27 protein-coding genes and 1 tRNA gene are annotated in these 21,624 nt (G+C 61.8%); 14 read left to right on the top strand and 14 right to left on the bottom strand.

The genetic code is table 11. The annotated features are described in order from the left end of the window. Positions 1-36 precede the first annotated feature (36 nt). The gene (locus NKH91_RS17180) at positions 37-615 is read left to right on the top strand and encodes an NUDIX domain-containing protein (protein ID WP_254817694.1); all 579 of its coding nucleotides are present in this window, start codon (positions 37-39) and stop codon (positions 613-615) included. Between the two features lie 331 nt (positions 616-946). Here NKH91_RS17180 and NKH91_RS17185 read toward each other — a convergent pair whose 3' ends face one another. The 6 genes from NKH91_RS17185 to NKH91_RS17210 all read right to left on the bottom strand — a co-directional run bounded on the left by NKH91_RS17185 (position 947) and on the right by NKH91_RS17210 (position 3,679). Then, complete coding sequence (locus tag NKH91_RS17185; RefSeq protein WP_352495831.1) at positions 947-1,111, bottom strand: hypothetical protein; 165 nt, start codon at positions 1,109-1,111, stop codon at positions 947-949. A 115-nt stretch (positions 1,112-1,226) separates the two neighbouring features. After that, positions 1,227-1,670: a hypothetical protein gene (locus NKH91_RS17190; RefSeq protein ID WP_352495832.1), complete on the bottom strand. Its 444-nt coding sequence runs from the start codon at positions 1,668-1,670 to the stop codon at positions 1,227-1,229. Further along, positions 1,657-2,175, bottom strand: a complete 519-nt coding sequence (locus NKH91_RS17195; RefSeq protein WP_352495833.1) for a hypothetical protein — start codon at positions 2,173-2,175, stop codon at positions 1,657-1,659. Before NKH91_RS17195 ends, NKH91_RS17190 begins: the two co-directional genes overlap by 14 nt. Before the next feature lie 86 nt (positions 2,176-2,261). Then, positions 2,262-2,999, bottom strand: a complete 738-nt coding sequence (locus NKH91_RS17200) for a TIGR04255 family protein (protein ID WP_352495834.1) — start codon at positions 2,997-2,999, stop codon at positions 2,262-2,264. Next, positions 2,996-3,478, bottom strand: coding sequence for a hypothetical protein (locus tag NKH91_RS17205; protein WP_352495835.1), 483 nt, complete (start codon positions 3,476-3,478; stop codon positions 2,996-2,998). The genes NKH91_RS17200 and NKH91_RS17205 overlap by 4 nt, the downstream gene beginning before the upstream one ends. A gap of 115 nt (positions 3,479-3,593) precedes the next feature. Continuing rightward, positions 3,594-3,679 (bottom strand) — tRNA-Leu (locus tag NKH91_RS17210). A 279-nt stretch (positions 3,680-3,958) separates the two neighbouring features. Between NKH91_RS17210 and NKH91_RS17215 the strand changes: the two genes are divergently transcribed. After that, positions 3,959-4,411: a cupin domain-containing protein gene (locus NKH91_RS17215; protein WP_023717441.1), complete on the top strand. Its 453-nt coding sequence runs from the start codon at positions 3,959-3,961 to the stop codon at positions 4,409-4,411. A gap of 553 nt (positions 4,412-4,964) precedes the next feature. Next, complete coding sequence (gene ade, locus NKH91_RS17220; protein WP_352495837.1) at positions 4,965-6,776, top strand: adenine deaminase; 1,812 nt, start codon at positions 4,965-4,967, stop codon at positions 6,774-6,776. Positions 6,777-7,037: 261 nt separating this feature from the next. Here the strand turns inward: ade and NKH91_RS17225 are convergent, their stop codons facing one another. The 3 genes from NKH91_RS17225 to NKH91_RS17235 all read right to left on the bottom strand — a co-directional run bounded on the left by NKH91_RS17225 (position 7,038) and on the right by NKH91_RS17235 (position 10,919). Then, complete coding sequence (locus NKH91_RS17225; RefSeq protein WP_352495838.1) at positions 7,038-8,201, bottom strand: alpha/beta hydrolase; 1,164 nt, start codon at positions 8,199-8,201, stop codon at positions 7,038-7,040. A gap of 131 nt (positions 8,202-8,332) precedes the next feature. After that, positions 8,333-9,406: an alpha/beta hydrolase gene (locus tag NKH91_RS17230; RefSeq protein ID WP_352481136.1), complete on the bottom strand. Its 1,074-nt coding sequence runs from the start codon at positions 9,404-9,406 to the stop codon at positions 8,333-8,335. Between the two features lie 103 nt (positions 9,407-9,509). Beyond that, positions 9,510-10,919: a M24 family metallopeptidase gene (locus NKH91_RS17235; protein WP_352495839.1), complete on the bottom strand. Its 1,410-nt coding sequence runs from the start codon at positions 10,917-10,919 to the stop codon at positions 9,510-9,512. A gap of 126 nt (positions 10,920-11,045) precedes the next feature. Here NKH91_RS17235 and ilvA point away from each other — a divergent pair, with 126 nt between their 5' ends. Then, a complete protein-coding gene (gene ilvA / locus NKH91_RS17240) occupies positions 11,046-12,302 on the top strand; it encodes a threonine ammonia-lyase IlvA (protein WP_352495840.1) in 1,257 nt (418 codons plus the stop codon). Continuing rightward, the gene (locus NKH91_RS17245) at positions 12,299-12,871 is read left to right on the top strand and encodes a DUF1697 domain-containing protein (RefSeq protein ID WP_352844941.1); all 573 of its coding nucleotides are present in this window, start codon (positions 12,299-12,301) and stop codon (positions 12,869-12,871) included. The genes ilvA and NKH91_RS17245 overlap by 4 nt, the downstream gene beginning before the upstream one ends. An 8-nt stretch (positions 12,872-12,879) precedes the next feature. Here the strand turns inward: NKH91_RS17245 and NKH91_RS17250 are convergent, their stop codons facing one another. Both NKH91_RS17250 and gloA read right to left on the bottom strand, forming a co-directional pair. Further along, positions 12,880-13,173 (bottom strand): DUF2218 domain-containing protein, encoded by a 294-nt coding sequence (locus NKH91_RS17250; protein ID WP_352481132.1) that lies wholly within the window; start codon positions 13,171-13,173, stop codon positions 12,880-12,882. A gap of 77 nt (positions 13,174-13,250) precedes the next feature. Beyond that, the gene (gene gloA / locus NKH91_RS17255; protein WP_352481131.1) at positions 13,251-13,691 is read right to left on the bottom strand and encodes a lactoylglutathione lyase; all 441 of its coding nucleotides are present in this window, start codon (positions 13,689-13,691) and stop codon (positions 13,251-13,253) included. Positions 13,692-13,907: 216 nt separating this feature from the next. On the opposite strand from gloA, the gene NKH91_RS17260 reads away from it, so the two are divergent. From NKH91_RS17260 to NKH91_RS17280, 5 genes are all read left to right on the top strand, one after another. Further along, the gene (locus tag NKH91_RS17260) at positions 13,908-14,504 is read left to right on the top strand and encodes a cold-shock protein (RefSeq protein ID WP_502895906.1); all 597 of its coding nucleotides are present in this window, start codon (positions 13,908-13,910) and stop codon (positions 14,502-14,504) included. Positions 14,505-14,523: 19 nt separating this feature from the next. Then, positions 14,524-15,087 carry a DUF192 domain-containing protein gene (locus NKH91_RS17265; RefSeq protein WP_352495841.1) on the top strand — a complete coding sequence of 188 codons (564 nt, stop codon included), beginning with the start codon at positions 14,524-14,526 and terminating at the stop codon, positions 15,085-15,087. Between the two features lie 20 nt (positions 15,088-15,107). Further along, positions 15,108-15,875 (top strand): alpha/beta fold hydrolase, encoded by a 768-nt coding sequence (locus tag NKH91_RS17270; protein WP_352495842.1) that lies wholly within the window; start codon positions 15,108-15,110, stop codon positions 15,873-15,875. Positions 15,876-16,010: 135 nt separating this feature from the next. Beyond that, positions 16,011-16,382: a hypothetical protein gene (locus NKH91_RS17275; RefSeq protein ID WP_352495843.1), complete on the top strand. Its 372-nt coding sequence runs from the start codon at positions 16,011-16,013 to the stop codon at positions 16,380-16,382. 67 nt (positions 16,383-16,449) lie between these two features. Beyond that, positions 16,450-16,950, top strand: a complete 501-nt coding sequence (locus NKH91_RS17280) for a GNAT family N-acetyltransferase (protein WP_352495844.1) — start codon at positions 16,450-16,452, stop codon at positions 16,948-16,950. Here the strand turns inward: NKH91_RS17280 and NKH91_RS17285 are convergent. Continuing rightward, entirely contained in the window at positions 16,947-17,567 is a 621-nt protein-coding gene (locus tag NKH91_RS17285; RefSeq protein WP_352844939.1) for an HD domain-containing protein, read from the bottom strand. The two genes, NKH91_RS17280 and NKH91_RS17285, sit on opposite strands and share 4 nt — an antisense overlap. 161 nt (positions 17,568-17,728) lie before the next feature. Here NKH91_RS17285 and cysE point away from each other — a divergent pair, with 161 nt between their 5' ends. Next, a complete protein-coding gene (gene cysE / locus NKH91_RS17290) occupies positions 17,729-18,577 on the top strand; it encodes a serine O-acetyltransferase (protein WP_023717455.1) in 849 nt (282 codons plus the stop codon). 212 nt (positions 18,578-18,789) lie between these two features. Next, complete coding sequence (locus NKH91_RS17295; protein ID WP_352884221.1) at positions 18,790-18,993, top strand: DUF3126 family protein; 204 nt, start codon at positions 18,790-18,792, stop codon at positions 18,991-18,993. A gap of 223 nt (positions 18,994-19,216) precedes the next feature. Here the strand turns inward: NKH91_RS17295 and NKH91_RS17300 are convergent, their stop codons facing one another. Together NKH91_RS17300 and NKH91_RS17305 are read right to left on the bottom strand one after the other, a co-directional pair. Continuing rightward, positions 19,217-19,504 (bottom strand): GIY-YIG nuclease family protein, encoded by a 288-nt coding sequence (locus NKH91_RS17300; protein ID WP_352481307.1) that lies wholly within the window; start codon positions 19,502-19,504, stop codon positions 19,217-19,219. Positions 19,505-19,739: 235 nt separating this feature from the next. Continuing rightward, positions 19,740-20,471, bottom strand: a complete 732-nt coding sequence (locus tag NKH91_RS17305; protein ID WP_352844938.1) for a hypothetical protein — start codon at positions 20,469-20,471, stop codon at positions 19,740-19,742. Positions 20,472-20,590: 119 nt separating this feature from the next. Here NKH91_RS17305 and NKH91_RS17310 point away from each other — a divergent pair, with 119 nt between their 5' ends. Then, positions 20,591-20,935 (top strand): DUF6949 family protein, encoded by a 345-nt coding sequence (locus NKH91_RS17310; protein WP_352844936.1) that lies wholly within the window; start codon positions 20,591-20,593, stop codon positions 20,933-20,935. Positions 20,936-20,953: 18 nt separating this feature from the next. Then, the gene (locus tag NKH91_RS17315) at positions 20,954-21,481 is read left to right on the top strand and encodes a gamma carbonic anhydrase family protein (protein ID WP_352844934.1); all 528 of its coding nucleotides are present in this window, start codon (positions 20,954-20,956) and stop codon (positions 21,479-21,481) included. Positions 21,482-21,624 lie beyond the last annotated feature (143 nt).

Consider the following 21,624-nt stretch of genomic DNA (forward strand, 5'->3'; position numbering starts at 1 on the left):
GCGGCTACGCCTTGCCGCGGCAGCAGGGAGTCCACCATGGAAGATCGCATTCGCATCCGCTCGGAGGAAGTCCTTTCCGACGAATGGGCGGTTTTGAAAAAGACCGTCTTCGACTACCGCCGGCGCGACGGCAAATGGGAAACGCATACCCGCCAGACCTACGATCGCGGCGACGGCGCGGTGATCCTGCCTTTCGATCCCGAGCGCTCGACTGTGCTTCTGGTGCGGCAGTTCCGCTACCCCGCCTACGTCACCGGCCACAAGGAGCCGCTGATCGAGGCCTGCGCCGGCCTGCTCGACGAAGACGATCCCGAAACCTGTATCCGCAAGGAGGCCGAGGAGGAACTCGGCTATCGGCTGAAGGACGTGCAGCGGCTGTTTTCGCCCTATATGAGCCCCGGCAGCGTCACCGAGCGGCTCTGGTTCTTCGTCGCTCGCTACTCGCCCGCCGACCGCATTTCCGACGGCGGCGGCGCCCACGACGAAGGCGAAGACATCGAAGTTTTGGAGATGCCGCTAGACGAGGCACTGGCCGGCATCCACGACGGTCGGATTATCGATGCCAAGACGATTATCCTGATCCAGCATTTGAAGCTGAACCCGATCGGGAGGTGAGGGTGGTGGAGCGGGCCGGGACGTCGCGGCGTTAATTTTCTGAGCCGCCGCCGGGCCGGTAGTCTATAGCGGGATGCTGGTCACTTCCGAATGCGTCATTCTCACTGTGAGAATGATCAATCCTTGGCGCGATTCTCGCGGGGGGCCCCCAAGCCGCATCATCCTTCACTCAAAATGTTCCCGCATAGCGAAACGCCGCTCAACCCGAGGGAGCGGCGTTTCTATCATGGCCAGTGTCCTAAACCTCTAGACGATCCCGCAATGGTTTGGGGAACCGGATTCGACCGGCATTTCTGGCTTGTTCGTTTTGCCTAGGCAGCCTCGCGAACGCCTAGGTTCCATCTTCCCACTGAGTCTTCTCCAAAACCAGACAATCTTCCCGCCTGAGATGACCGGCAGCGAACATAGCGAGTTCGCGGGTGGCTGCTGATTTTCCCATATTTGTCGGGTCGTCCACCGAGCCAACTCTGAACGCAATTGTATCGTCGTTTTCCATCGTGTAATCGAAACTGGTGTTGCAGCCGCTGCAACCTATCAAAGGACTTCAACCCTCTTGGGGCGACGCTGGCCACCTTTCTGCGTCGCCGTCATCATCGCTTGAAAGTCGGCTTCTAGGGGATGCTAGCGTTCAGAAACCAGTCTGACCAAGCGCCGGTTGCAAGCACTTCAAAGAGTTCCAGTTCATCACGGGGATAGCGGCGCACAGCCGCGTGGGCATCATTGTCTGGCTCTGGTTCGTGGACAATCCGAACGCTATGGCCGCGGGTCGAGCAGGCGGAACGAATGTCGCTCACCTTACCCCGCGCAAACCCACTTTTGGATGAAATTTTCAGAGAGCTTTTGCGTAGCGTATGGACAGCTGCGATGATCTTTTGCTGGTCAGATCCCGCAAAATGTTCAAGCCAGTTTGCGGACAGATATGAATCAACATCGCGCATCACGAATGCCTCGGGGAGAACTCCGATAACTTCGTCCGTGCCATCGGCCTTCCGCAACTTGGAAAATGGGACGCTTCGTATCAGGTAGTCTTCATCCGGTATCTTATCTCCCTTCATCAGAAAACCACTGCGCCGGATTGTATGGCTGCAAAACATCAGGAAGCCGAAGAATTGTGGTTTGACCGGCTGCCGTCTCACAACCCATATCGGTCTGGGTAGATATCACCCACCGAACGGTGTCATCGGACTTACAAACGATGGTGAGGCGATTGTTTCCCGTTGTCCAAGACGCCACCAAATTCCCATCACTGGTCGCGCCAAGCCCAGGCCGCCGGGCTTTGAGAAAAATCAGCATGCGAATAAAAGTCAGCGACGACCCGGAAACAACCGGCTTGTCCTCTTCATCCCATTCTTCCGCGTCAAGGAGGCTATCGACCTGTCTGAATAGGCGCGCCCTCCAGTCCGAGGACAACAGATGCATGGCAACTGTGTTTGTCGTGACCTTGAAAATTGCTTTGGCGTTTTCCAACAGCGTATCGAGATGGCTGTCACTACCGCGAGGCTTGCTATCACCCAAAGGCGTGAATGACCTGGTGAGCGCATTGGACAATGCATAATTCATCTGCGTTGAATATGCGCCGGCCGCCCCACTCGGGGGCAGCGCCGTCAGGGTTCGTGGATGAGCCGCTACCGTATGGGTAGTTCTTGTCATCGAAATAAATCTCTGGTTCGGTCGGTAATGCAGCGCTCAAAGATGATGTTCTTCAACGGCCGCGCCTCTTCGAGAATCGCCAGAACATCGGCACTTTTGGATGGTATGTCGCGCATCCTAAAGACGTCAATGTCCAACAAAAGGGACATATGGTTCAGCAATGGCGACGGTGCAACTATGGTAGACATAATGTTGCAGTCCCAATGAGGATTGGCTGTCGGCATTGACGCTTGAACTAGAAATGAGGACATCGGCTTGTCGGAAATCTTTGGGACTTGCGGCAAGAAATTTAAATAGTCGTTGAGTTCAATGCGTTCTTCGCCGTTAATTGGTATGTCTATACGGTTAATAAACCTAGCCCCAAGCCGAACAACACTCCTTCCCGATGGTCCCTTTGACCAAATACGCCAGTTTTTCCCAATGCGTTCACTTAAAACTTCCCACCCTGGATAGGGTGCGGCACGTGCAACTATCAGGCTGGTATCCGCGAAGATTACGATATCTGCTTGGTCATCCGAAGTCCTTCGGAAGCGATCAGGTGTTTGATCGGAATGGACTGTGGCAGCACCACCTAGCGTGTCGATGCGAACCTGAATGCCCTTTTCAATGGATTGGTTCTTGTAGTCGCCCGCTACCTTGTTCGACATTGCCTGCAGGTCGTCAAAGGATATCGAATTATTTGTGACGAACTCAACGACAGCTTCGACAATCGGCGGACGGAGATAGGAATTCACCAGATTGCCCCTTTTGGCTCTTTTTCAGGGCATTCTATATCGACACGCTGCGGCCGGGTCGAGCGCTGGTTTTGCAGCGAATCCGAAGCGCGGGCGGCGACGGCGCGGGCCTCATGCTCATAGAGAATGTGGGAATAGCTCAACCCGGCCAACATACCTCTTACTTCGTGAGCACGCTGCGGATTAGCCTTCAGCGCGGAGTTCATCGAATCGTTCATGACCGGTGCCCAATTCTCCACATCGGCCGCCACGGCGTTGCTGGCATCGGTGCGAAGCTGAGCGAAGACGGTACGAACATCCCATTTCTTCGTCATCCCGGCATAGTCCAGACCACGATTCCGGGCCTCGGAATCGAAGCGGTCGAACGGTGCTTGGTCGTCGCCAGTGATGGCATCGATGAGGTCGGGCAACTTGGCCAAACCCATGGCGGCGACGCCAAGGATACCGGGGGCAAACAAAAGCAGGTCAGACCATGCCATGGCGCGACTCCACCTTAGCGATAAGTGAATGGATACCCTCGCGGATACCCCGGACAATTTTTAGCAGGGCGTCCGGCAAATCTGAAAAAGTCGAATTATTTCGCAACTCCAAATCTGGTGCGGACGACGGGAATCGAACCCGTACGATCAGAGATCGAGGGATTTTAAGTCCCTTGCGTCTACCAATTCCGCCACGTCCGCAGGCCAGCCCTTTTCAGCCGCCAGCCAAAGGCCGTCAAGCCGTCTTCTGCCGTCGACAAATCTGGCACTGGAAGCTAGCGAGGCCGATCACCTACAGTGATACAAACAAAATCGTTTCACTTGGAAATGTTTTTAGCGGCAGCTTCCGCGGCTACCGCGAATGCGCGTCCCCCGTTCGCAGGATGCGTTCGGGCGCTCTGCCCTGGTAAGGCTCGAAGTGGCAAGTGGATCGGCGCTCCGATACTCGACGCCATCCTCTACAAACACTGGGAGATTGTCATGCTCAAGCTTGCCTCTGCCCTGGCACTGCTGCTTGTTGGGACGGCGCCTCTGTTTGCCGATGAGATGCCGATGAACGCCAAAGACATCAAATGGGGTCCTGCTCCTGCTGCCATTCCCGCTGGGGCGGAAATGGCTGTTGTCGCGGGAGATCCCTCAAAGGACGGCGCCTTTGTGCTGCGGTTGAAGACACCCGCCGGCTACAAAATTGCCGCACATAATCATCCCACCACGGAATACGTAACGGTGCTTTCCGGCAACTTCCATGTTGGAATGGGCGATAAGTTCGACGAGGCGAAAGGCGTCGAACTGACTGCTGGCGGCTTCGGCGTCGCGCCGGCCGGAATGAATCACTTCGCCTGGACGACAAGCGAAACGATCATCCAGGTTCATGGCGAGGGGCCATTCAAGATCACCTACGTCAACCCGGCAGACGATCCGAGCAAGAAGTGACAGTTCGCGATCGAATTGATTGAACCGGCCGAAGGCTCGAACGATGGAGTGCGTCAAACTCCGCGAGCGTCGATTCAGAAGGATCCTCTAACGAGACGAAGGCTGATTGGCCGCAACGGAATCGTATTCCGCCTGGGCCATTTGCCATGAATGGCGCAATAAAAAAAACCCGCCTCGGGAGGACGGGTCGTTGGAGCCAATTGGCACCATACCCAAATTAGTAGCATAGCTGCCGGCACAAAGCAAGAACAAAGTTGCTGCGGCCGACGCAAAATGCCCTTGGCGATTGGCGAAAGCCATGGTGGCATCAATCTCCCTCCTTGTGGGGGAGATGGCAAGTTGTGGCAAAGAGGGTAGGCCAGAGGGGGTCGTCGCGCGCCAGCCCGTTTTGTTCGCGGCAACGGTTCGCGTCAGGACGTCCCGACCCCTCTGTCGCCTTCGGCGACATCACCCCCTTGAGAGAGGAGATCGGCAGTTTCGCCGTCGGCGCTTACTTCCTCGCTGGTCAAAATCCTCCCGGCTTGGCACAGTCGGGCAAAGAGGAGCCTGTTTGATGCCGAAGACCGCCAATGCGACGAAACCAAAACCCTGGGCCGAGATGGCGACGCATCTGGTCGATGTCGCCATGGGCCGCAAACCCGCCGATCTCGTCATCCGCAACGGGCGCTGGGTCAACGTCCATTCGGGCGAGATCATCGCCGGCACCGACATCGCCATTGCCGGCGGCCGCTTCGCCTATTGCGGGCCGAATGCCGGCCATGCCATCGGCCAGGGCACCAAGGTGGTCGATGCCGGCGGCCGCTATCTGGTGCCGGGGCTTTGCGACGCGCATATGCATGTCGAGAGCGGCATGGTGACGGTGACGGAATTTTGCCGCGCGGTGATCCCGCATGGCACCACCTCGATGTTCATCGATCCGCATGAGATCGCCAATGTGCTCGGCCTTCAGGGCGTGCGGCTGATGCATGACGAGGCGGTCGCCATGCCGGTCAACGTGCATGTGCAGATGCCGTCCTGCGTGCCGTCGGCGCCGGGGCTGGAGCATGCTGGCGCCGAGCTGACCGTCGCCGACGTTGCCGAGGCGATGACCTGGGAGAACATCATCGGGCTCGGCGAGGTGATGAATTTTCCGGGCGTCGCCGCCAACGATCCGGTGATGTCGGGCGAGATCGCGGCGACGGTGAGGGCCGGCAAGACGGTCGGCGGGCATTATGCCTCGCGCGATCTCGGCCTGCCGTTCCATGGCTATGTCGCCGGCGGCCCGGAGGACGACCACGAAGGCACGCGCGCCGAGGACGCCATCGCGCGCGTCCGCCAGGGCATGAAGGCGATGCTGCGGCTGGGCTCGGCCTGGTACGACGTGGCATCGCAGATCAAGGCGGTGACGGAGAGCGGGCTCGACCCGCGCAACTTCATCCTGTGCACCGACGACAGCCATTCCGGCACGCTGGTGCATGAAGGCCACATGGACCGGGTCGTGCGCCACGCCATCAGCCAGGGCTTGAAGCCGGTGACGGCGATCCAGATGGCGACGCTCAACACCGCCCAGCATTTCAAGCTGGAACGCGAGATCGGCTCGATCGCGCCGGGACGGCTTGCCGATCTGCTGATCGTCTCCGACCTGGCCGAAATGACCATCGACGAAGTCTATGCCCGCGGCGTCAGGCTGGCCAAGGGCGGCAAGCTCGAAATCGACATTCCGGCCTACAATTATCCGCGGACGGCGAAGAACACCGTCAAGCTCGGCAAGAAGCTCAAACCTGCGGATTTCGATATCGCGGCACCCAAGGGCGCCAACGAGGTACGGGTACGCGTCATCGGCGTCATCGAGAACCAGGCGCCGACGCGGGCGCTGGAGGCCGATCTTGCGGTGGAGGACGGACTGGTCGCCATGGACCGCCGCAACGATGTCTGCCAGATCGCATTGGTCGAGCGTCACAAGGGCACCGGCGGCGTCACCAACGCCTTCGTCTCCGGCTTCGGCTATATCGGCGACTGCGCCATGGCCTCCAGCGTGGCGCACGATGCCCACCACATCATCGTCGTCGGCACCAACAAGCAGGATATGGCCCTGGCCGTGAACCGGCTGGGCGAGGTCGGCGGCGGCGTCGTGCTGTTTTCCAACGGCAAGGAGCTGGCGCTGGTCGAAATGCCGATCGCCGGGCTGATGTCGAACGAGCGGGCGGAAATCGTCGCCGCCAAGGCGGACAAACTCAGCGACGCCATGCGCCAGATGGGCTGCTCACTCAACAACGCCTACATGCAGCACTCGCTGCTGGCGCTGGTCGTCATCCCCGAGCTCAGGATTTCCGACGTCGGCCTGATCGACGTGACGACGTTCCAGAAGGTTGATCTGTTCGTTTAGGGTTGCTGCGGTGTGGAAACCTTTTGATGCCGGCGGGACAGCGCCCCCCTCTGTCCTGCCGGACATCTCCCCCACGAGGGGGGAGATCGGCAGCTTCGCCGCCGGCTCGTTCAGCAACGTTGGCGATTGGCAAAAGCCGAGGTGGCGGCCAATCTCCCCCCAAGTGGGGGAGATGTCCGGCAGGACAGAGGGGGGCGCGAAGGATCGCTGCCGTGCGCTTTGTTCCGAACTGACGTCAACAGTGACCGCTCAGCGGCCGCCTCACCCGCCGGTGGCGATGGTCAGCACCTTGAACGGCGTGGTGATGACGATCTCGGCGACCGAGCCGACGGCCTTGCCGAGGCCCTGGCCGAGATTGTCGAGCTGGGCCGGCGCGGTCTCTTCGGAGGCGAGGCCGGCCGGGGCGCGCAGGCGGTCGCCGAGCAACTGCACCAGGAACGGGTTGTCGGCGAATTTGGCGTGGTTCAGCCGGTCGCCGCCCTTGGTCTTGGTCAGGTCGACCACCGAGACGCCATAGCTGGCGAGGTCGGCCGCGTCGCCATAGTCGCCGACGCGTGGCTTGTCGCCGGAGATAAGGGTCGACAGCCTGAGCGCCCGGTCGTCGCCCGAAAGCAGCACGGCGAACGGCTTGTCTGGCTTGCCGTAGCGGATCATCTGCTTCTTGAACACGTCGACGTCGATGTCGGGGGAAGCCAGGATGACGTAGCCGAGCTTGCCGCCAAGGTCGCGGTCGCCGGTGATGGCAAGCTGGCGCAATGCTTCCATGGTCACCCAGGTCCCCATCGAATGGGCAATGATGTCGATGCTCTTGGCGCGGCTCTTGGCAAGCATACGCAGCGTCGCTTCGAGATCGTCGCGCGCCGCATTGGCGCTTTCCTTGTCGTAGATGTAGCCGGTCGTTTTGCCGCTCGAGGCCCACGAAAACAGCACCGGCGTGCCGGGATATTTCGTGTCATGCGCGATCTGCGTCAGCCGGTAGATGCCGTCGTCGAAGCCGTTGTTGAAGCCATGCACGAAAACCAGCGCCCGGTCGCCGCGCATGGCGATGTCGGCGCCGACCGCCTTGGCGAATTGCGGCGCGCCTTCGTAGAAGGTGACGCCGGTCGCCGTGAAATCCTTCGCCGGATTGCTGTTGGCCGAGCCCTTGACCCGTTCGATGGCGCCGACCTGGTGGACCTTGGGAACGGTCACCTCGACGCTGGCAAAGCTGGTGGTCGGCGAGCGGTCTCCGTCGAACACCTGCCGGGGCTCTTTCGTCGCCTTTTGCCGGGTTGTGGCGACGAAGATCTTATGCGTCGCCGCGATATCGGCAGCAGGCACCGTGATCGTCGTCTTGTTGAGCAGATCGTGCGTGTTCTGGCCGGCGCAGCCTGCCAGCGCGAGCGCGAACGCAACGACGAGAAAGATCTTCGAAGGCACGGTCACGCGGGCTCCCGCAAAGGCGACGTCGAGCCGGAGACGTCTTGGCCTATTCGATAGAGGCAGAGGCCGGCACGGTCCAGTTTAAACTGTTCCGATGGTGCGGCATGGTCAACAATCACTGCCGCGCAATGCAGCTATTGTCCGACCGAGGCGATGCGGTCGGTCACCTCGCGGTCGCTGGCAAACCCGTCATCCTCGCGCAGCTTCTGGCCGATCAACTGCACCAATTCCGGGTTGTCGGCGAATTTGGTGTGATTGAAGCGGTCGACGCCCTTGACGCTGGAGAGATCGACGACCGACACGCCATAGCTGGCGAGGTCGGCGGCGTCCTTGTAGTCGCCGACCCGCGGCCGCGCGCCGGCGATCAGGCCGGACAGCCGCAGCGCCCGGTCATCGTCGGAGAGCAGCAGGATGAACGGCTTGTCCGGCTTGCCGTAGCGGCGCATTTGGCTCTTGAACACGTCGACGTCGATGTCGGGCGAGGCCAGCACGACGTCGCCGAGCTTGCCGCCGAGATCGCGGTCGCCGGTGATGGCGAGCTGGCGCAGCGCCTCCATGGTGACCCAGGTCCCCAGCGAATGGGCGACGATGTCGATGCGCCGCGCGCCGGTCTGCGCCAGCATTCTCAGCGTCACTTCCAGCTGGTCGCGGGCAACGCTGGCGCTTTCCTTGTCGTAGACATAGTCGGTGGTCTTGGCGCCCGACGCCCAGGAAAACAGCACCGGCGTGCCGGGATAGCCGGAATCATGGGTGATCTGGGTGACGCGATAGACGGCGGCGTCGAAGCCGGTGTTGTAGCCGTGGACGAAGACCATGACGCGGCCGCCGCGCGCCGCGATGTCGGCGCTGAGCGCACTGGAGAATTTCGGCTGGGTGTCGTAGCCGACGACCTCGGAAGCCATGAAGTATTTGGCCGGATCGTCCGACTTGCCGCGCGAGCGCCGCTCGATCTGGCCTGTCTTGTGGATGCCGGGGACGGTGACGTTGACGCGGGCATAGTTCAGCGTCGCCGAGCGCTCGCCGTCGAAGACCTTGTTGGGATCGTCGGAGCGCTTGCGCGTGGTGGCGATGAAGATCGAGTGGTTGCCGGCGATTTCCGTCACCGGCACCGCCATCATGGCGCTGCCGAGCAGTTCCTCGGTTTGGCGGCCGCCGCAGCCGGCGAGCAGCGCGGCAAGGACAATGATGCAAATCGTCTTCAAGGGCACTTAAGCAATTCCACTCCGGCCTAACCAAAGGCCCATCCACCTCCGCCGCATCTCCCGGACAGCCGAAGTGCGGCGGAAGTAAGTCGCAGGCGCCGAAATGCGCTCAGCGCCGCTCGACTGCCATCGCACTGTTGCGCGAAAGCCAGAACGGCGGCAGGAAGGCCGGAATGTTGGAAAAGGGCAGCACTTCCGGCTTCAGCCTTATGCCGAGCACGTCGGTCATGAAGGCGCGGCGCGCCTCGATGCGGTGCCAGGCTTCGGGATAGCGCGCGGCGATCTCTTCGCGCAGCGCCTCGTCAGCCAGCGCGATGCCGTCCTCGATGTTGGTGGTGAAATAATCGGTGCCGGTCGCCGGGATGATGTCGACCTGCAAGGCCATGCCCGACTTCAATCTGATGTCGGAGCCGGAAAATATCGGCGAATGCATCCATTCGTCGATATGGATGAGATGGCCGGGATTGAGCGACACGCCAAAGAACGGAGCGCCAATGCGATCGTGCACCGCTTGCCACAACGCGCCGCCGGGAACGCCGATGCCGACCGTCTCGTACCAGTCGACGACGGCACAGAAATAGGGCGCGACCAGCTTCTCGACATAGTCCTGGATGCCCCTTGGAAGCTCGGCCGCGTCCTCGACCAGAAAACCGGCGCGGGCATTGAGCGAGCCCTGGATGCCATAGGCCATGGTGATCGGGTCGCCGCGCTTGATGATTTCGAGCCGCGGGCTCGGCAGGCCATAGGCCGCCCGCCTGCCGGCCGACAGCATCGGGTGGCAGCATTGCGGCAGGCCGTTGATACCCATCAGCCGCGCCGCCTGCAATTCGGTCATGCCGGGTTCGATGCCTTGCAGGACATTGCGCAGGCCTTGCGAGGAATAGGTCGCGGCGAATTCGAATGCGGCCAGCTGGTCGGCCTCGTTGATAGCGCGCAGGCCGTCGGCAGGGTTCATCAAAAGGTTCGCCGCGTTGACGATCACGCCCCCCGTTACAGCATTCCTATCGCCGGCAAGGCTGCGCAACGTGTCGGCGATGAAGGACGGCAGGTCGAGCGTCGTTTCGCCAAAACCCGCATCGCCGGGGCCGAACGGCTTCCAGCCGATGGCGCCGATGCGCTGGCGGGCTTTCAGGCCGCAATCGACGAGGATGTCGGCCAGCGCTTGCAAGCGGTCGCGCGGCTGCGCCGGCAGCGAAAACGTCTGGTAGAGCACGCGCTCGTACGGCCCGTCGCAGATCTCGGCATAGCCCCAGCCCTCATTGCCGACCAGCAGTTTCGGCGACTTGCCGGGAACGATGACCAGCAGCGTCTCCTCGAAGCGCGGATCGTAGCCGCAGAGGTAGGCGACATTGGCCGCATGTTCGCGGTCGCCATAGACGACGAAGACATCGAACCGGCCAAGTGCGACCAGCGCCGCGATACGGGCCTCATAGGTGGCGCGCGTAACCAGCGGCATCACCGTCGGCTCGCCGAACTCCGGCAGCGACACGGTTTTCCGGGCCACCGATGCGACAGGCATGAACAGACGCTCCTAACGGCCAACGAGGTTTTGGGAACACCCTTTCGGGTGACCGGACAATGGCTTCGCGAGGCCGGATATGCAATAGCGGGACCGAATTCGGCTAGCCTGTGGGGTGCTCTTGCCATGACCAGTTTCTCCTCTCGCGTCGCTGCCGCCGCTGCCGCGATCCGCGAGATCTTTCCGGAAACGCCGCTGCAGGAAAACGACTATCTGTCGAAGAAGACCGGCGCGCGGGTGCTGCTGAAGCGCGAGGACCTGACGCCGGTGCGCTCCTACAAGATCCGCGGCGCCTTCAACTTCTTCCGCAAGACGCTGGCCGCCGGCAACAATGCCGAGCTGTTTGTCTGCGCTTCGGCCGGCAATCATGCGCAGGGCTTTGCCTTCGTCTGCCGTCATTTCGGCAAAAAGGGCGTCGTCTTCATGCCGGTGACGACGCCGCAGCAGAAGATCGACAAGACGCGGCTGTTCGGCGGCGAATTCGTCGAGATCAGGCTGGTCGGCGATTTCTTCGACGACTGCTATCGCGCCGCACTCGAATTCACCGAAACTGCCGGCGCCCACATGGTGCCCCCGTTCGACCATAAGGACATCATCGAAGGACAAGCGACCGTCGCCTACGAGATATCAGGCCAGATGCCCGGGGCGCGCATGGCTGATATCGTCATGCTGCCCGTCGGCGGCGGTGGCCTGGCCGCCGGCGTCACCCATTATTTCGCCGACCAGCAGCGTGAAACACGCTTCGTCTTTTGCGAGCCGGCAGGCGCCCCGAGCCTGAGCGAGAGCCTCGCCGCCGGAAAGCGGGTAAAGCTCGCCAAGGTCGACAATTTCGTCGACGGCGCGGCGGTGGCCGAGATCGGCCGCGAGCCGCTGCGCCACCTCAGGGAGTTTGCCGCCGACGCAGTGCGGCTGATTCCGGAAAATCGGCTCTGCGCGACCATGATCGAAATGCTCAATGTCGAAGGCGTCGTGCTGGAGCCGGCCGGCGCGCTGGCGATCGACGCGCTGAAAGATTTTCCCAAAAAGGAAATCAGGGGCAAGACCATCGTTGCCGTGGTGTCCGGCGGCAATTTCGATTTCGAGCGGCTGCCGGATGTGAAGGAACGGGCGCTGCGCTTCGAGGGCTTGAAGAAATACTTCATCATCCGTTTTCCGCAGCGGCCCGGCGCGTTGCGCGATTTCCTCGAATTGCTTGGCCCCGACGACGACATCGCCCGCTTCGAATATCTGAAGAAATCGGCGCGCAATTTCGGTTCGGTTCTGATCGGCATCGAAACCAAGGACCGCCGCAATTTCGACCTGCTAAAGGCGAATTTCGACGCCGAGAGCGTCCACTATCAGGACATTACCGACAACGAGACGCTCGCCGGGTTCATCATATGAGCAGCAACGATCTTCCGAGCGCTCAGGGAAAGGTTTTTGTCGCGCTGTTTTCCGGCATCAACGTCGGCGGCAATCGCATCGTCAAAATGGTAGAACTCAGGTCATTCTTCGAGGAACTCGGTTTCTCAGATATCGCCACCTATGTGCAGAGCGGCAACGCCGTCTTCCGGTCGCCAGATGGCGATGCGGCGATGCTGACCAGGCGGTTGGAAGCGGAATTCGAAAAGAAATGGAGATTCCACTCGCGCATCATGGTGCGCGATCTCGGCTGGCTCGAGCGGCTGGCGGCGGAAAATCCCTATCCGGAAGTCGCGGGCGAGCCGACCAAGCTGCACGCCTATGCGCTGGAGCGCCAGCCGACCGCCGACGAGTTCGCCCGGCTGGCGGAAAAATGCACTGGGCCCGAACGCTTCGAGATCAAGGGCGACGTGCTTTACCTGCATGCGCCCGACGGGCTCGGCAAATCGGTCTTTGCCAATCTCATCCCGCGCGTTCTGAAGGTGCCCGGCACGGCGCGCAATTGGCGCACCGTGCTGATGCTGCTGGAGATGGCCAAGGCCGGCGGTTGATAGGTCGTCTACGCGGCCGGAGCGCGTTTCCAGTCGAATGCCAGCTCTTCGCGGAAGGCGAAGCGCTTGATGTGGTCGGCGACGACCGTTTCCAGGCGCTCGAGCGAGGCGGCCTCGTCGGTCGTCACCGCAATATGCAGCGCCGTCGGGTCGGCATCGAGAATAGTGCGGCCGAGCGTCAGATCGATGCTGCCGTGGTTCGGGTCGAATTCGACCGGGAATTTGTGCGCCCAATGTTTGCACAGCTGCTGCAGATAGCGGCTGGCATGTTCGGTGGCGACGTCGACATGGCTGGTCGGCATGAATGAATTCTCCTTGGGAATGCGGACGCGAAACCGAACCAGGGCCAGGCGATGTCCGCTCAAGATGGCGTGATCGGTTACCAGCTTCCGGTGTTCGGCATCGACGCCCAGGGCTCGGCCTTCGGCTTTGCCGGGCCTTTCTGCAACAGCTCGATCGAGATGCCGTCCGGCGATTTGACGAACGCCATGTTGCCGTCGCGCGGCGGCCGGTTGATGGTGACGCCATTGTCCATCAGCCGCTGGCAGGTGGCGTAGATGTCGTCGACCTCATAGGCGAGATGGCCGAAATTGCGGCCGCCCTTGTAGTCTTCCGGATCCCAATTGTAGGTCAGCTCGACCAGCGGCGCTTTCTCGCTGATGCCGCTTTGCTCGTCTTGGGGCGCGGCGAGGAAGATCAGCGTGTAGCGGCCCTGCTCGCTTTCGTGGCGGCGCACTTCCTTCAGGCCAAGCTTGTTGCAGTAGAAATCGAGCGAAGCATCGATGTCGGCGACGCGGACCATGGTATGCAGATAGCGCATGGATTTCCTCCGTATGTTGCGTTGCGGCGCAACATAGGGGCGGCCCGGCCAAAGGGCAATTGGCCACGCTTGCCGGCGCCGGCAAACGACAAATCCGCTATTCCTGTATGGAACCGTGAAAAAAGGCACGTCAGGTCTTGCACACACCGGAAGCCGCGGTGTTAATCTGGCGTCAAGAATCAGTTGCGGTGTTTCTTGAAAAAAGGGGGCGTTCTTATGGGGGAAAAGGCCTCTTTCATGGGGCGGGACGGGGCCGGTAGCGATGCGTTGAAGCGGGATGAGAGCGCCGATACGGCCGATCTCGTCGAAATCGCCGGCGCCATCAAATGGTTCGACGTGGCCAAGGGCTACGGTTTCATCCTTCCCGATGATGGTTCTTCGGGCGACATCCTCCTCCATGTGACATGCCTTCGAAAGGACGGTTTTCAGACCGCCCTGGAAGGCGCCCGCGTTGTCTGCCTGGTCAAGCAGGGCGAGCGCGGGCTGCAGGCTTTCCGCGTGCTCTCGATGGATGTCACCACGGCGGTGCATCCGGCAGAGCTGCAGGAGCAGCGCACCCATGTCGCGGTGACGCCGGAAAGCGGCCTCGAACGGGCGCTGGTGAAATGGTTCAACCGCACCAAGGGGTTCGGCTTTCTGACCCGGGGCGAGGGCACCGAGGACATTTTCGTCCACATGGAGACGCTGCGCCGCTACGGCATCACCGAACTCCGTCCGGGCCAGGTGGTGCTGGTCCGCTTCGGACGCGGCGACAAAGGCCTTATGGCTGCCGAAATTCACCCCGATATGGGTACCTTGCCGGTCTCGCATTAGTTCCGGCCGAGGATTTCATATGGCTCACAGGAACCGGCTGACGGCGGGCGCGCTCTGCGCCGGGATTTTCCTCATCGTCGCCACAAGCGCCTTCTTCTATTTTCAGCAACCGAGTTCGGCCGACGGCAAGGCGATGATCCTTCCGGTCGACCCGGCGCCGCTGGTCGCGGTGACGAAGGCCGGCGAGCGTTCTTTTTCCGTCGAAATCGCCGACACGCCCGCCGAGCGCGAGGCCGGCCTGATGTTCCGCCGCCACATGGCCGACAATCACGGAATGCTGTTCGTCTTCGGTGCGCCGCAGGATGTGAGTTTCTGGATGAAGAACACGCCGCTGCGGCTCGACCTGATCTTCGTCGGCCAGGACGGCCGGATCCGGGCGATCAAGCAAGGCGAGCCGCAGTCGGAGGCGATCATCTCGCCGGACGAACCGGTGCGCTTCGTGCTCGAGCTCAAGGCAGGAACCGCCGCCAAAAAGGGCATCAAGGACGGCGACCTGCTGCGCCATCCGGCCATCGGCACGGCGGCGGGGCCAGCCATGCCGCCGCCCGACAAGGGCGATGCGCCGAATGTCGATTCCGACTGAACGGGCAGGATCTTCGGCCGATGCAGTTCTTCTCCCATGACGGTTTCGAGCTTGCTTTCCTTGACCGCCAGCCAGCATCGGGGCAGGGCGATCCGGTGCTGATGATCCACGGCTTTGCGTCGAGCCACTACGTCAACTGGGTGTCGCCCGGCTGGTTCAAGACGCTGAACGATGCCGGCTACCGTGCGATCGCCTTCGACAATCGCGGCCATGGCTCGTCGTCGAAAAGCTATGACGAAGCAGACTACACGCCGGCAAAAATGGCGTCCGACGCGGCAGCGCTTTTGAACCATCTCGGCATCGAACGCGCCCATGTCATGGGTTATTCGATGGGCGCGCGCATATCGGCCTTCCTGGCGCTCTCCGAGCCGGACAAGGTGGCGACGCTGGTCTTCGGCGGTCTCGGCATCGGCATGGTCGACGGCGTCGGCGACTGGGATCCGATAGCCGACGCCCTCTTGGCCGAGGATCCCGCAGGCACCAGCGACCCGCGCGGCCGCTCGTTCCGCGCCTTCGCCGACCAGACCCGCAGCGATCGCCGGGCGCTCGCCGCCTGCATCGCCACCTCACGCGAATTGCTGAGCGAGGCCGACATTGCCCGCATTGCCCAGCCGACCTTGATTGCGGTGGGAACCAAGGACGACATCGGCGGCTCGCCGGATGAACTCGCTGCCTTGATGCCGAACGCCAGGGCATTTCATATCGAAGGCCGCGACCACATGCTGGCGGTCGGCGACAAATCCTTCAAGCAGCGTGTGCTGGAGTTTTATGCAGAGCATCCACTTTGATGGATGGCTCCCAAAAGCGGCCATCGGGCCTGAAGCTGGGTTCTTAGCGGTTTTGCAACGATACAGCAGTAAATAAGCGCGACGTGTGGATCGGTTCAAACCCGCCACGCGCTGAACGAGGGCAGGGGGGGTACGATGGCACAATGGGGAAGAAGCGACGCCGCTTTGCCGGGCGTCGTTGCGAAAAGCAGGTTCGGCGAATGGTCCGTTGTTCTAGCGGTGGCCGCATTGGCGACAGGGGCGATTGCGATCACCGCGTTGATAGCAATGCCGAGCGACGCCTCCCCACTGCTCCAGAACAGTGCGACGGGCTTCTTCGCTGCGGTATTTTTTATGGCCGGCCCTTTGGCACATCTTATCGGCGTGGTCTTCGGCTTGATGGCCGTGGGGCGCCCAGACGACAATCGTGTGCTCGGCCTGGCTGGCATCGTGGTCAATGGCGCGTCGCTTGCGGCCGGGGGGTTCATGCTGTGGGCAATGGCATCGACTTTTGGCGCATTCACCTGATCTCGACAAGCCTCCGGCAGGCAAGCGACCGACGCGACCCCTCAGCTTCAAATCTGCGCGAGTTGCCATGGTCGATCTTGTCGTCACCTATCTGGAGATGACCGAGCCGCCGTCCAGCGGCGGCTTTGCCGCACCCGCACCGGGCGCGGCGGTGATGCGCGAAACGCTTGGCGTCGCTGATTACATCAGCCTCTACCGCGCCGTTGGCGAGCCTGTGCAATGGGATCAGCGGCTGCGCATGCCCTTGGGCGACCTTGAGCGCCTTCTCGCCAGCCCGTCGACGCATATCCATGTCCTGCGCGTCGATGGCGAAGCAGCCGGCCTGTGCGAATTCACGGGCGTCGGCCAGCCGGTTGTCGAATTGGCCCATTTCGGGGTCGTTCCGGCTCTTCAGGGCCGCAAGCTTGGGCCATACCTGCTCGACCGGGCGCTGCGCGCCGTCTGGTCGCATGAACCTGAAAGGGTCTGGCTGCACACCGACACTCACGATCATCCGGGCGCGCGATCTGTCTACGGGCGAGCCGGTTTCAAGGCCTATGCGCAGCGCATGGAGACGTTTCCGGATTAGGATTTGTCTGAGCTGAGGTTATCGCCAAGCGCCCTGAGCGAGCGCGCCATGTTTTGCCGGGCCTGGGTTTCGAAGCGCCGGCGGAATTCCTCGCTATGGAAGATATGCGGACGCGCGAGGAAGCCCTTTAGGACAGCGGCACGGCCGGCCCGCCACATCGGCTCATCGACCCACTGATATTCGCGGCGAACCGCCTGTTCGTAAGCGTCGAACACGTCAGGCGCAGCACCCAGGATCGCCAGGTCCATGTCGAGGAACAGCGCCGCGTCACGAACGGAATGCTGGTCGCCAAGGGACGGCAATTCGTGGCCGGCGGTGGCAGTGATCATCGCCGCGATGCGACGGATGCGTTGTGCATCGGCGCGGCCGGCGAGCTTTGTCTCGGCAAGTGCGGCACTCCTCGCCTCATTGTCCTTGGCGCGGCCGTCGTAGATCGCGTCGTGGAACCAGATCGCCGCTTCGACTGCTTCAGGATCATGCAGCAATGCCTTGTAATCGTTGGCTAGCGCCAGCATCGCCTCGATGTGGCCAAGGTCGTGGTAGTGGCGATCCGCGGCGTCATACAGCGCGGAAAGCTCGCGCTTCAGCGTCTCGTCCATCAAGGTTGCGTTTTCCATGGCTGCTTGAAATTCCGCCAACCAAATCCATTTGACGAAGCACTAAGGAAAATTGAGTTCACCCGTGCTATGATCTGGCTTATAGGTGCGGCCGGAGAATAGGCAAGCCGCCAAGCCGAGACATTGGATGGCCTGAGACATTGGATGGCCGGAGACATCAGATGAACAGCGTTACGATTTCCCGTCCCACCAGGGTGCAGCCGGTAGATCCGATCTGGCGTTCGATCCGCGATGAAGCAATGGAAGCGGTCAACCGCGATCCGCTGCTGGCGGCGTTCCTCTATTCGACCATCCTCAATCAGGAAAACCTGGAAGAAGCGGTTATCCACCGGCTGGCCGAGCGCCTCGCCCACCAGGACATCGGCTCCGACCTCATCCGCCAGACATTCAAGGCGATGGCGGCCGACGACAAGGACTGGTCGACGACGGTGCGCGTCGACATCCAGGCCTATTACGACCGCGATCCGGCCTGCGACCGCTTCATCATGCCGGTGCTCTACTTCAAGGGTTTTCATGCCATCCAGACGCACCGGCTGGCGCATTGGCTGTGGAACCAGGGCCGCCAGGATTTCGCGCTGTATTTGCAGAGCCGATCGTCCTCGGTGTTCCAGACCGACATCAATCCGGCCGCCCGCATCGGCAAGGGCATCTTCCTCGACCACGCCACCGGCCTCGTCGTCGGCCAGACAGCGGTGATCGAGGACGACGTGTCGATCCTGCACGGCGTCACGCTGGGCGGCACCGGCAAGGCCGGTGGCGACCGCCATCCCAAGATCCGCTACGGCGTGCTGATCGGCGCCGGCGCCAAGATCCTCGGCAACATCGAGATCGGCCATTGCTCGAAGATCGCGGCCGGCTCGGTGGTGCTGTCGCCGGTGCCGCACAACAAGACGGTTGCCGGCGTGCCGGCCCGCGTCGTCGGCGAGACCGGCTGCGACCAGCCTTCGCGGCAGATGGACCAGCTGTTGCCGTCGCAGACGATGGACCACGTCGTCAGCTTCGACATCTGAGTGCTCGGGCAGGGGCTGAATTCCTGCCCCCTATGCCGGCTTGCCTTTACATGGCCATTGTCGACGTGCCAGAAGCGCGCTCACCAATGCATGTCGCCCAAAAGTGCCCAGCGGTTTTGGGATAGCGACATGCATGAAGCAAGATTTAAAGCGCGTCGCATCGATCTCTTCAGACGCGACGCACTTGAGCAAGCGACGATCGGAGAAGACTGTTGAAGCCGGACGAAGTCAGAAAGCTGGACGCCTATTTCAAGCGCACCTTCCAGAACCCCAAACTCGAAGTGAAGGCGCGGCCGCGCAAGGAAGATTCGGCCGAGGTCTATGTCGGCGACGAGTTCCTCGGCATCGTCTTCAAGGACGAGGACGACGGCGACTATAATTTCTCGATGGCGATCCTCGACATCGATCTGGCCTGAGCCGGGAGTTTGGTGCTGGCCGGACCTGCTTGTTGCAGGCGGGACCGCCTGATGGCGGAGCGCAGACGTCGGAGACTGGCTGGAGCATCCCTCCCTTCGTCATCCCAGGGCGGAGCAAGGAGCGAAGCGACGCGGCGCAGACCCTGGGATCCATGCCGTTACCTCGCGGCAGTGCTCCACTCTGACCAGAATCGAATGCTTCTTGGCACCGGCTGGGCGTCCTCTACCAACCAGTCCCGCGAAACAGTTCGAACCACTCTGGATTGGTCTTCTCGATCAGCTCGATCTTCCACCGGCGTGGCCAGCGCTTCAGCGACTTCTCGCGCTGGATGGCGTCGCGAATGTCGAAATGTTCCTCGTACCAGACCAGACGCTGTACGCCGTAGCGGCTGGTGAAGCGCGAGCCTTCGCCAGATTTGTGCTCCGGCATGCGGCGGCCGAGGTCGTTGGTGACACCGATGTAGATCGTGCCGCGCTTCTGGCTTGCAGTCATGTAGGCATAGCCCGTCATGGCTGAAGGGTAGTAGGCATTGTTGCGGATGCAAGCACCGTTCTGAGCCGCTGCATTCTTCGACTGGCGTAACGGCATGGATCCTAGGGTCTCCGCGACGTCGCTTCGCTCCTGCTCCGCCCTAGGATGACGAAGGCGTGGTGGGCCTACAGCCAATCGCAAACCCTGGAGATTGGTAGCCCGATTGGCGGGGCTCCAGCCCACAGCCCTTCAGGGTCGGTCGAAGGATCAAGCCCTACCGCCCTGTCTTCAGCATACGTGCCGCCTCGCCAGAAATCGCTGCTTCGAGCGCCTGCCAGTCGCCCAGGAATTCCCGGGGGAAGCGGTAGGTGAGGCTGAGATCATCGCCGACCAGGATGTCGCGTTCGCAGGGCGCCAGCGACTCGTCCGCGCTCGGGCCGCTCAGGCAGCGGGCAACGAACGGATCCTTGCCGGGGCGGTTTGCGACCGCCAGCACTTCGTTGAGATAGCCTGATTTTTCGCTGAAAGCGTAAAGTGTGGTGCCGCCAGGGCCGGGCGTACCCGGCTTGGCGATCAGCGCGCTGTAGATCGGCGCAAAGCGGCCGCTCATGTCGCGCGACATCATCTGCGGCTCGAACGACAGGAAAATGATGTCCTTGCTGGGTGCGGTGTGGTTGAAGTCGTTGCGGGCAGCCTCGCTGTAGCCGTTCATCTCGGGATAGCGCAGATAGAGGTCGAGCCGCGAGGCGATGCCGTCGCGCCGGGCCTGGGCAAAGCGGATGACATTGGCCGGCACGGCGATGATGTTGTTGCCGATGACGACCTCGTGGACCGTGGTGTCGTCGGTGTACCCGGCCATGGCGATCGAGCGGCCGAACCATTTGCCGCCAAGGCTGATCGCCACCGAAAGCAGCGCCAGCGTCGCGAATGCATAAAACACCCGCTTCATCAGCGTCGAATCGACGACGCTGAGTTGCGGGCCCTCTGTGGCGGCTGCCTGCTTCATCGCGATCCTCGTTTGCCGTCCCATCGGTGTGCCTGAACGGCACATCTCGGCGCGGCACGGCTCTTGCTACGCAGCTTTTGCAGGCGACTGTGCGATTTCATGGTAAACGGAGGGTAAAGATGAGCCCGGTCGAACAAATCATATTCAGTTTTATGGCTGGGCTGACGGCTTGCGGCCTGGCCGGATCGGCGATGGAAGTGGTCGCCGGCCGCAAGCTTGCCTTCGTCCAGCCCTATGTATCGTCGAAGCACATGCTGCGCTCGCTCGCCGCGACGGCTTGCGCCGGGCCGCTGATGTTCGTCAACGAGGCGCTGGACGCCTGGCGCGAGCGTCGCATCTCGGTGCTGAGGCTGATCTTCTGCGGCTGTACGGCGACCATCTGGGCGCTGGCGCTGGGCATGGTGGTGATCGCCATTGCGTCCTGGGCGGCTTCGCTTCTAGGGTCTGGCAGCTTGTCGGTGTGAGACGATCTGGAGACAGCAATGCCGATCTACGCGATTGACGGAAAAGCGCCCGCCTTCGAGGACGCCGACAGCAACTGGATCGCGCCCGATGCCACGCTGATCGGCAATATCAGGATTGGCCGCAATGCCGGCTTCTGGTTCGGCGTCGTTATCCGCGGCGACGACGAGCCGATCGTCGTCGGCACCGACACAAACGTGCAGGAGCACACAATCATGCACACCGACGCCGGCTTTCCGCTGACCGTCGGCCAGGGCTGCACGATCGGCCACCGTGCCTTGCTGCATGGCTGCACGATCGGCGACAACAGCCTGATCGGCATGGGCGCCATCGTTCTGAACGGTGCGAAGATCGGCAACAACTCGCTGGTCGGGGCTGGTGCACTGGTCACCGAAGGCAAGCAATTCCCCGACAATTCGCTAATCGTCGGCTCGCCCGCGCGCGTCGTCAGGACGCTCGACGAGACAGCAATCGCGAGGCTACGCGCCTCGGCCGCGCATTATGTCGCCAATGGGAGGCGGTTCAGGGCGGGGCTGAAGAAGGTCTAGCGCCAGGCAGTGAAGGCCGCCTATCGCAAGCCCAGAAATGGTGGAGCCGGCCCGGGGACGGGGCCGGCTCCTAAACCCGGTCGTTGGGGACGGGGAGGGTGGGGACTCGACCGGGTTTCTCCTAAAGCGCGAAGTCATGCGAC

The sequence above is a fragment of the Mesorhizobium sp. M0894 genome (genome assembly GCF_040319725.1).
Taxonomy (GTDB): Bacteria; Pseudomonadota; Alphaproteobacteria; order Rhizobiales; family Rhizobiaceae; genus Mesorhizobium.

Bases quoted from the DNA above. Each gene is read 5' to 3' on its own strand.
- NKH91_RS17180 (WP_254817694.1), top strand. From the start codon at position 37: ATGGAAGATCGCATTCGCATCCGCTCGGAGGAAGTCCTTTCCGACGAA.
- NKH91_RS17185 (WP_352495831.1), bottom strand. From the start codon at position 1,111: ATGGAAAACGACGATACAATTGCGTTCAGAGTTGGCTCGGTGGACGAC.
- NKH91_RS17190 (WP_352495832.1), bottom strand. From the start codon at position 1,670: ATGAAGGGAGATAAGATACCGGATGAAGACTACCTGATACGAAGCGTC.
- NKH91_RS17195 (WP_352495833.1), bottom strand. From the start codon at position 2,175: ATGAATTATGCATTGTCCAATGCGCTCACCAGGTCATTCACGCCTTTG.
- NKH91_RS17205 (WP_352495835.1), bottom strand. From the start codon at position 3,478: ATGGCATGGTCTGACCTGCTTTTGTTTGCCCCCGGTATCCTTGGCGTC.
- NKH91_RS17215 (WP_023717441.1), top strand. From the start codon at position 3,959: ATGCTCAAGCTTGCCTCTGCCCTGGCACTGCTGCTTGTTGGGACGGCG.
- ade (WP_352495837.1), top strand. From the start codon at position 4,965: ATGCCGAAGACCGCCAATGCGACGAAACCAAAACCCTGGGCCGAGATG.
- NKH91_RS17235 (WP_352495839.1), bottom strand. From the start codon at position 10,919: ATGCCTGTCGCATCGGTGGCCCGGAAAACCGTGTCGCTGCCGGAGTTC.
- ilvA (WP_352495840.1), top strand. From the start codon at position 11,046: ATGACCAGTTTCTCCTCTCGCGTCGCTGCCGCCGCTGCCGCGATCCGC.
- NKH91_RS17245 (WP_352844941.1), top strand. From the start codon at position 12,299: ATGAGCAGCAACGATCTTCCGAGCGCTCAGGGAAAGGTTTTTGTCGCG.
- NKH91_RS17250 (WP_352481132.1), bottom strand. From the start codon at position 13,173: ATGCCGACCAGCCATGTCGACGTCGCCACCGAACATGCCAGCCGCTAT.
- gloA (WP_352481131.1), bottom strand. From the start codon at position 13,691: ATGCGCTATCTGCATACCATGGTCCGCGTCGCCGACATCGATGCTTCG.
- NKH91_RS17260 (WP_502895906.1), top strand. From the start codon at position 13,908: ATGGGGGAAAAGGCCTCTTTCATGGGGCGGGACGGGGCCGGTAGCGAT.
- NKH91_RS17265 (WP_352495841.1), top strand. From the start codon at position 14,524: ATGGCTCACAGGAACCGGCTGACGGCGGGCGCGCTCTGCGCCGGGATT.
- NKH91_RS17270 (WP_352495842.1), top strand. From the start codon at position 15,108: ATGCAGTTCTTCTCCCATGACGGTTTCGAGCTTGCTTTCCTTGACCGC.
- NKH91_RS17275 (WP_352495843.1), top strand. From the start codon at position 16,011: ATGGCACAATGGGGAAGAAGCGACGCCGCTTTGCCGGGCGTCGTTGCG.
- NKH91_RS17280 (WP_352495844.1), top strand. From the start codon at position 16,450: ATGGTCGATCTTGTCGTCACCTATCTGGAGATGACCGAGCCGCCGTCC.
- NKH91_RS17285 (WP_352844939.1), bottom strand. From the start codon at position 17,567: ATGGAAAACGCAACCTTGATGGACGAGACGCTGAAGCGCGAGCTTTCC.
- cysE (WP_023717455.1), top strand. From the start codon at position 17,729: ATGAACAGCGTTACGATTTCCCGTCCCACCAGGGTGCAGCCGGTAGAT.
- NKH91_RS17300 (WP_352481307.1), bottom strand. From the start codon at position 19,504: ATGACGGGCTATGCCTACATGACTGCAAGCCAGAAGCGCGGCACGATC.
- NKH91_RS17305 (WP_352844938.1), bottom strand. From the start codon at position 20,471: ATGAAGCAGGCAGCCGCCACAGAGGGCCCGCAACTCAGCGTCGTCGAT.
- NKH91_RS17310 (WP_352844936.1), top strand. From the start codon at position 20,591: ATGAGCCCGGTCGAACAAATCATATTCAGTTTTATGGCTGGGCTGACG.
- NKH91_RS17315 (WP_352844934.1), top strand. From the start codon at position 20,954: ATGCCGATCTACGCGATTGACGGAAAAGCGCCCGCCTTCGAGGACGCC.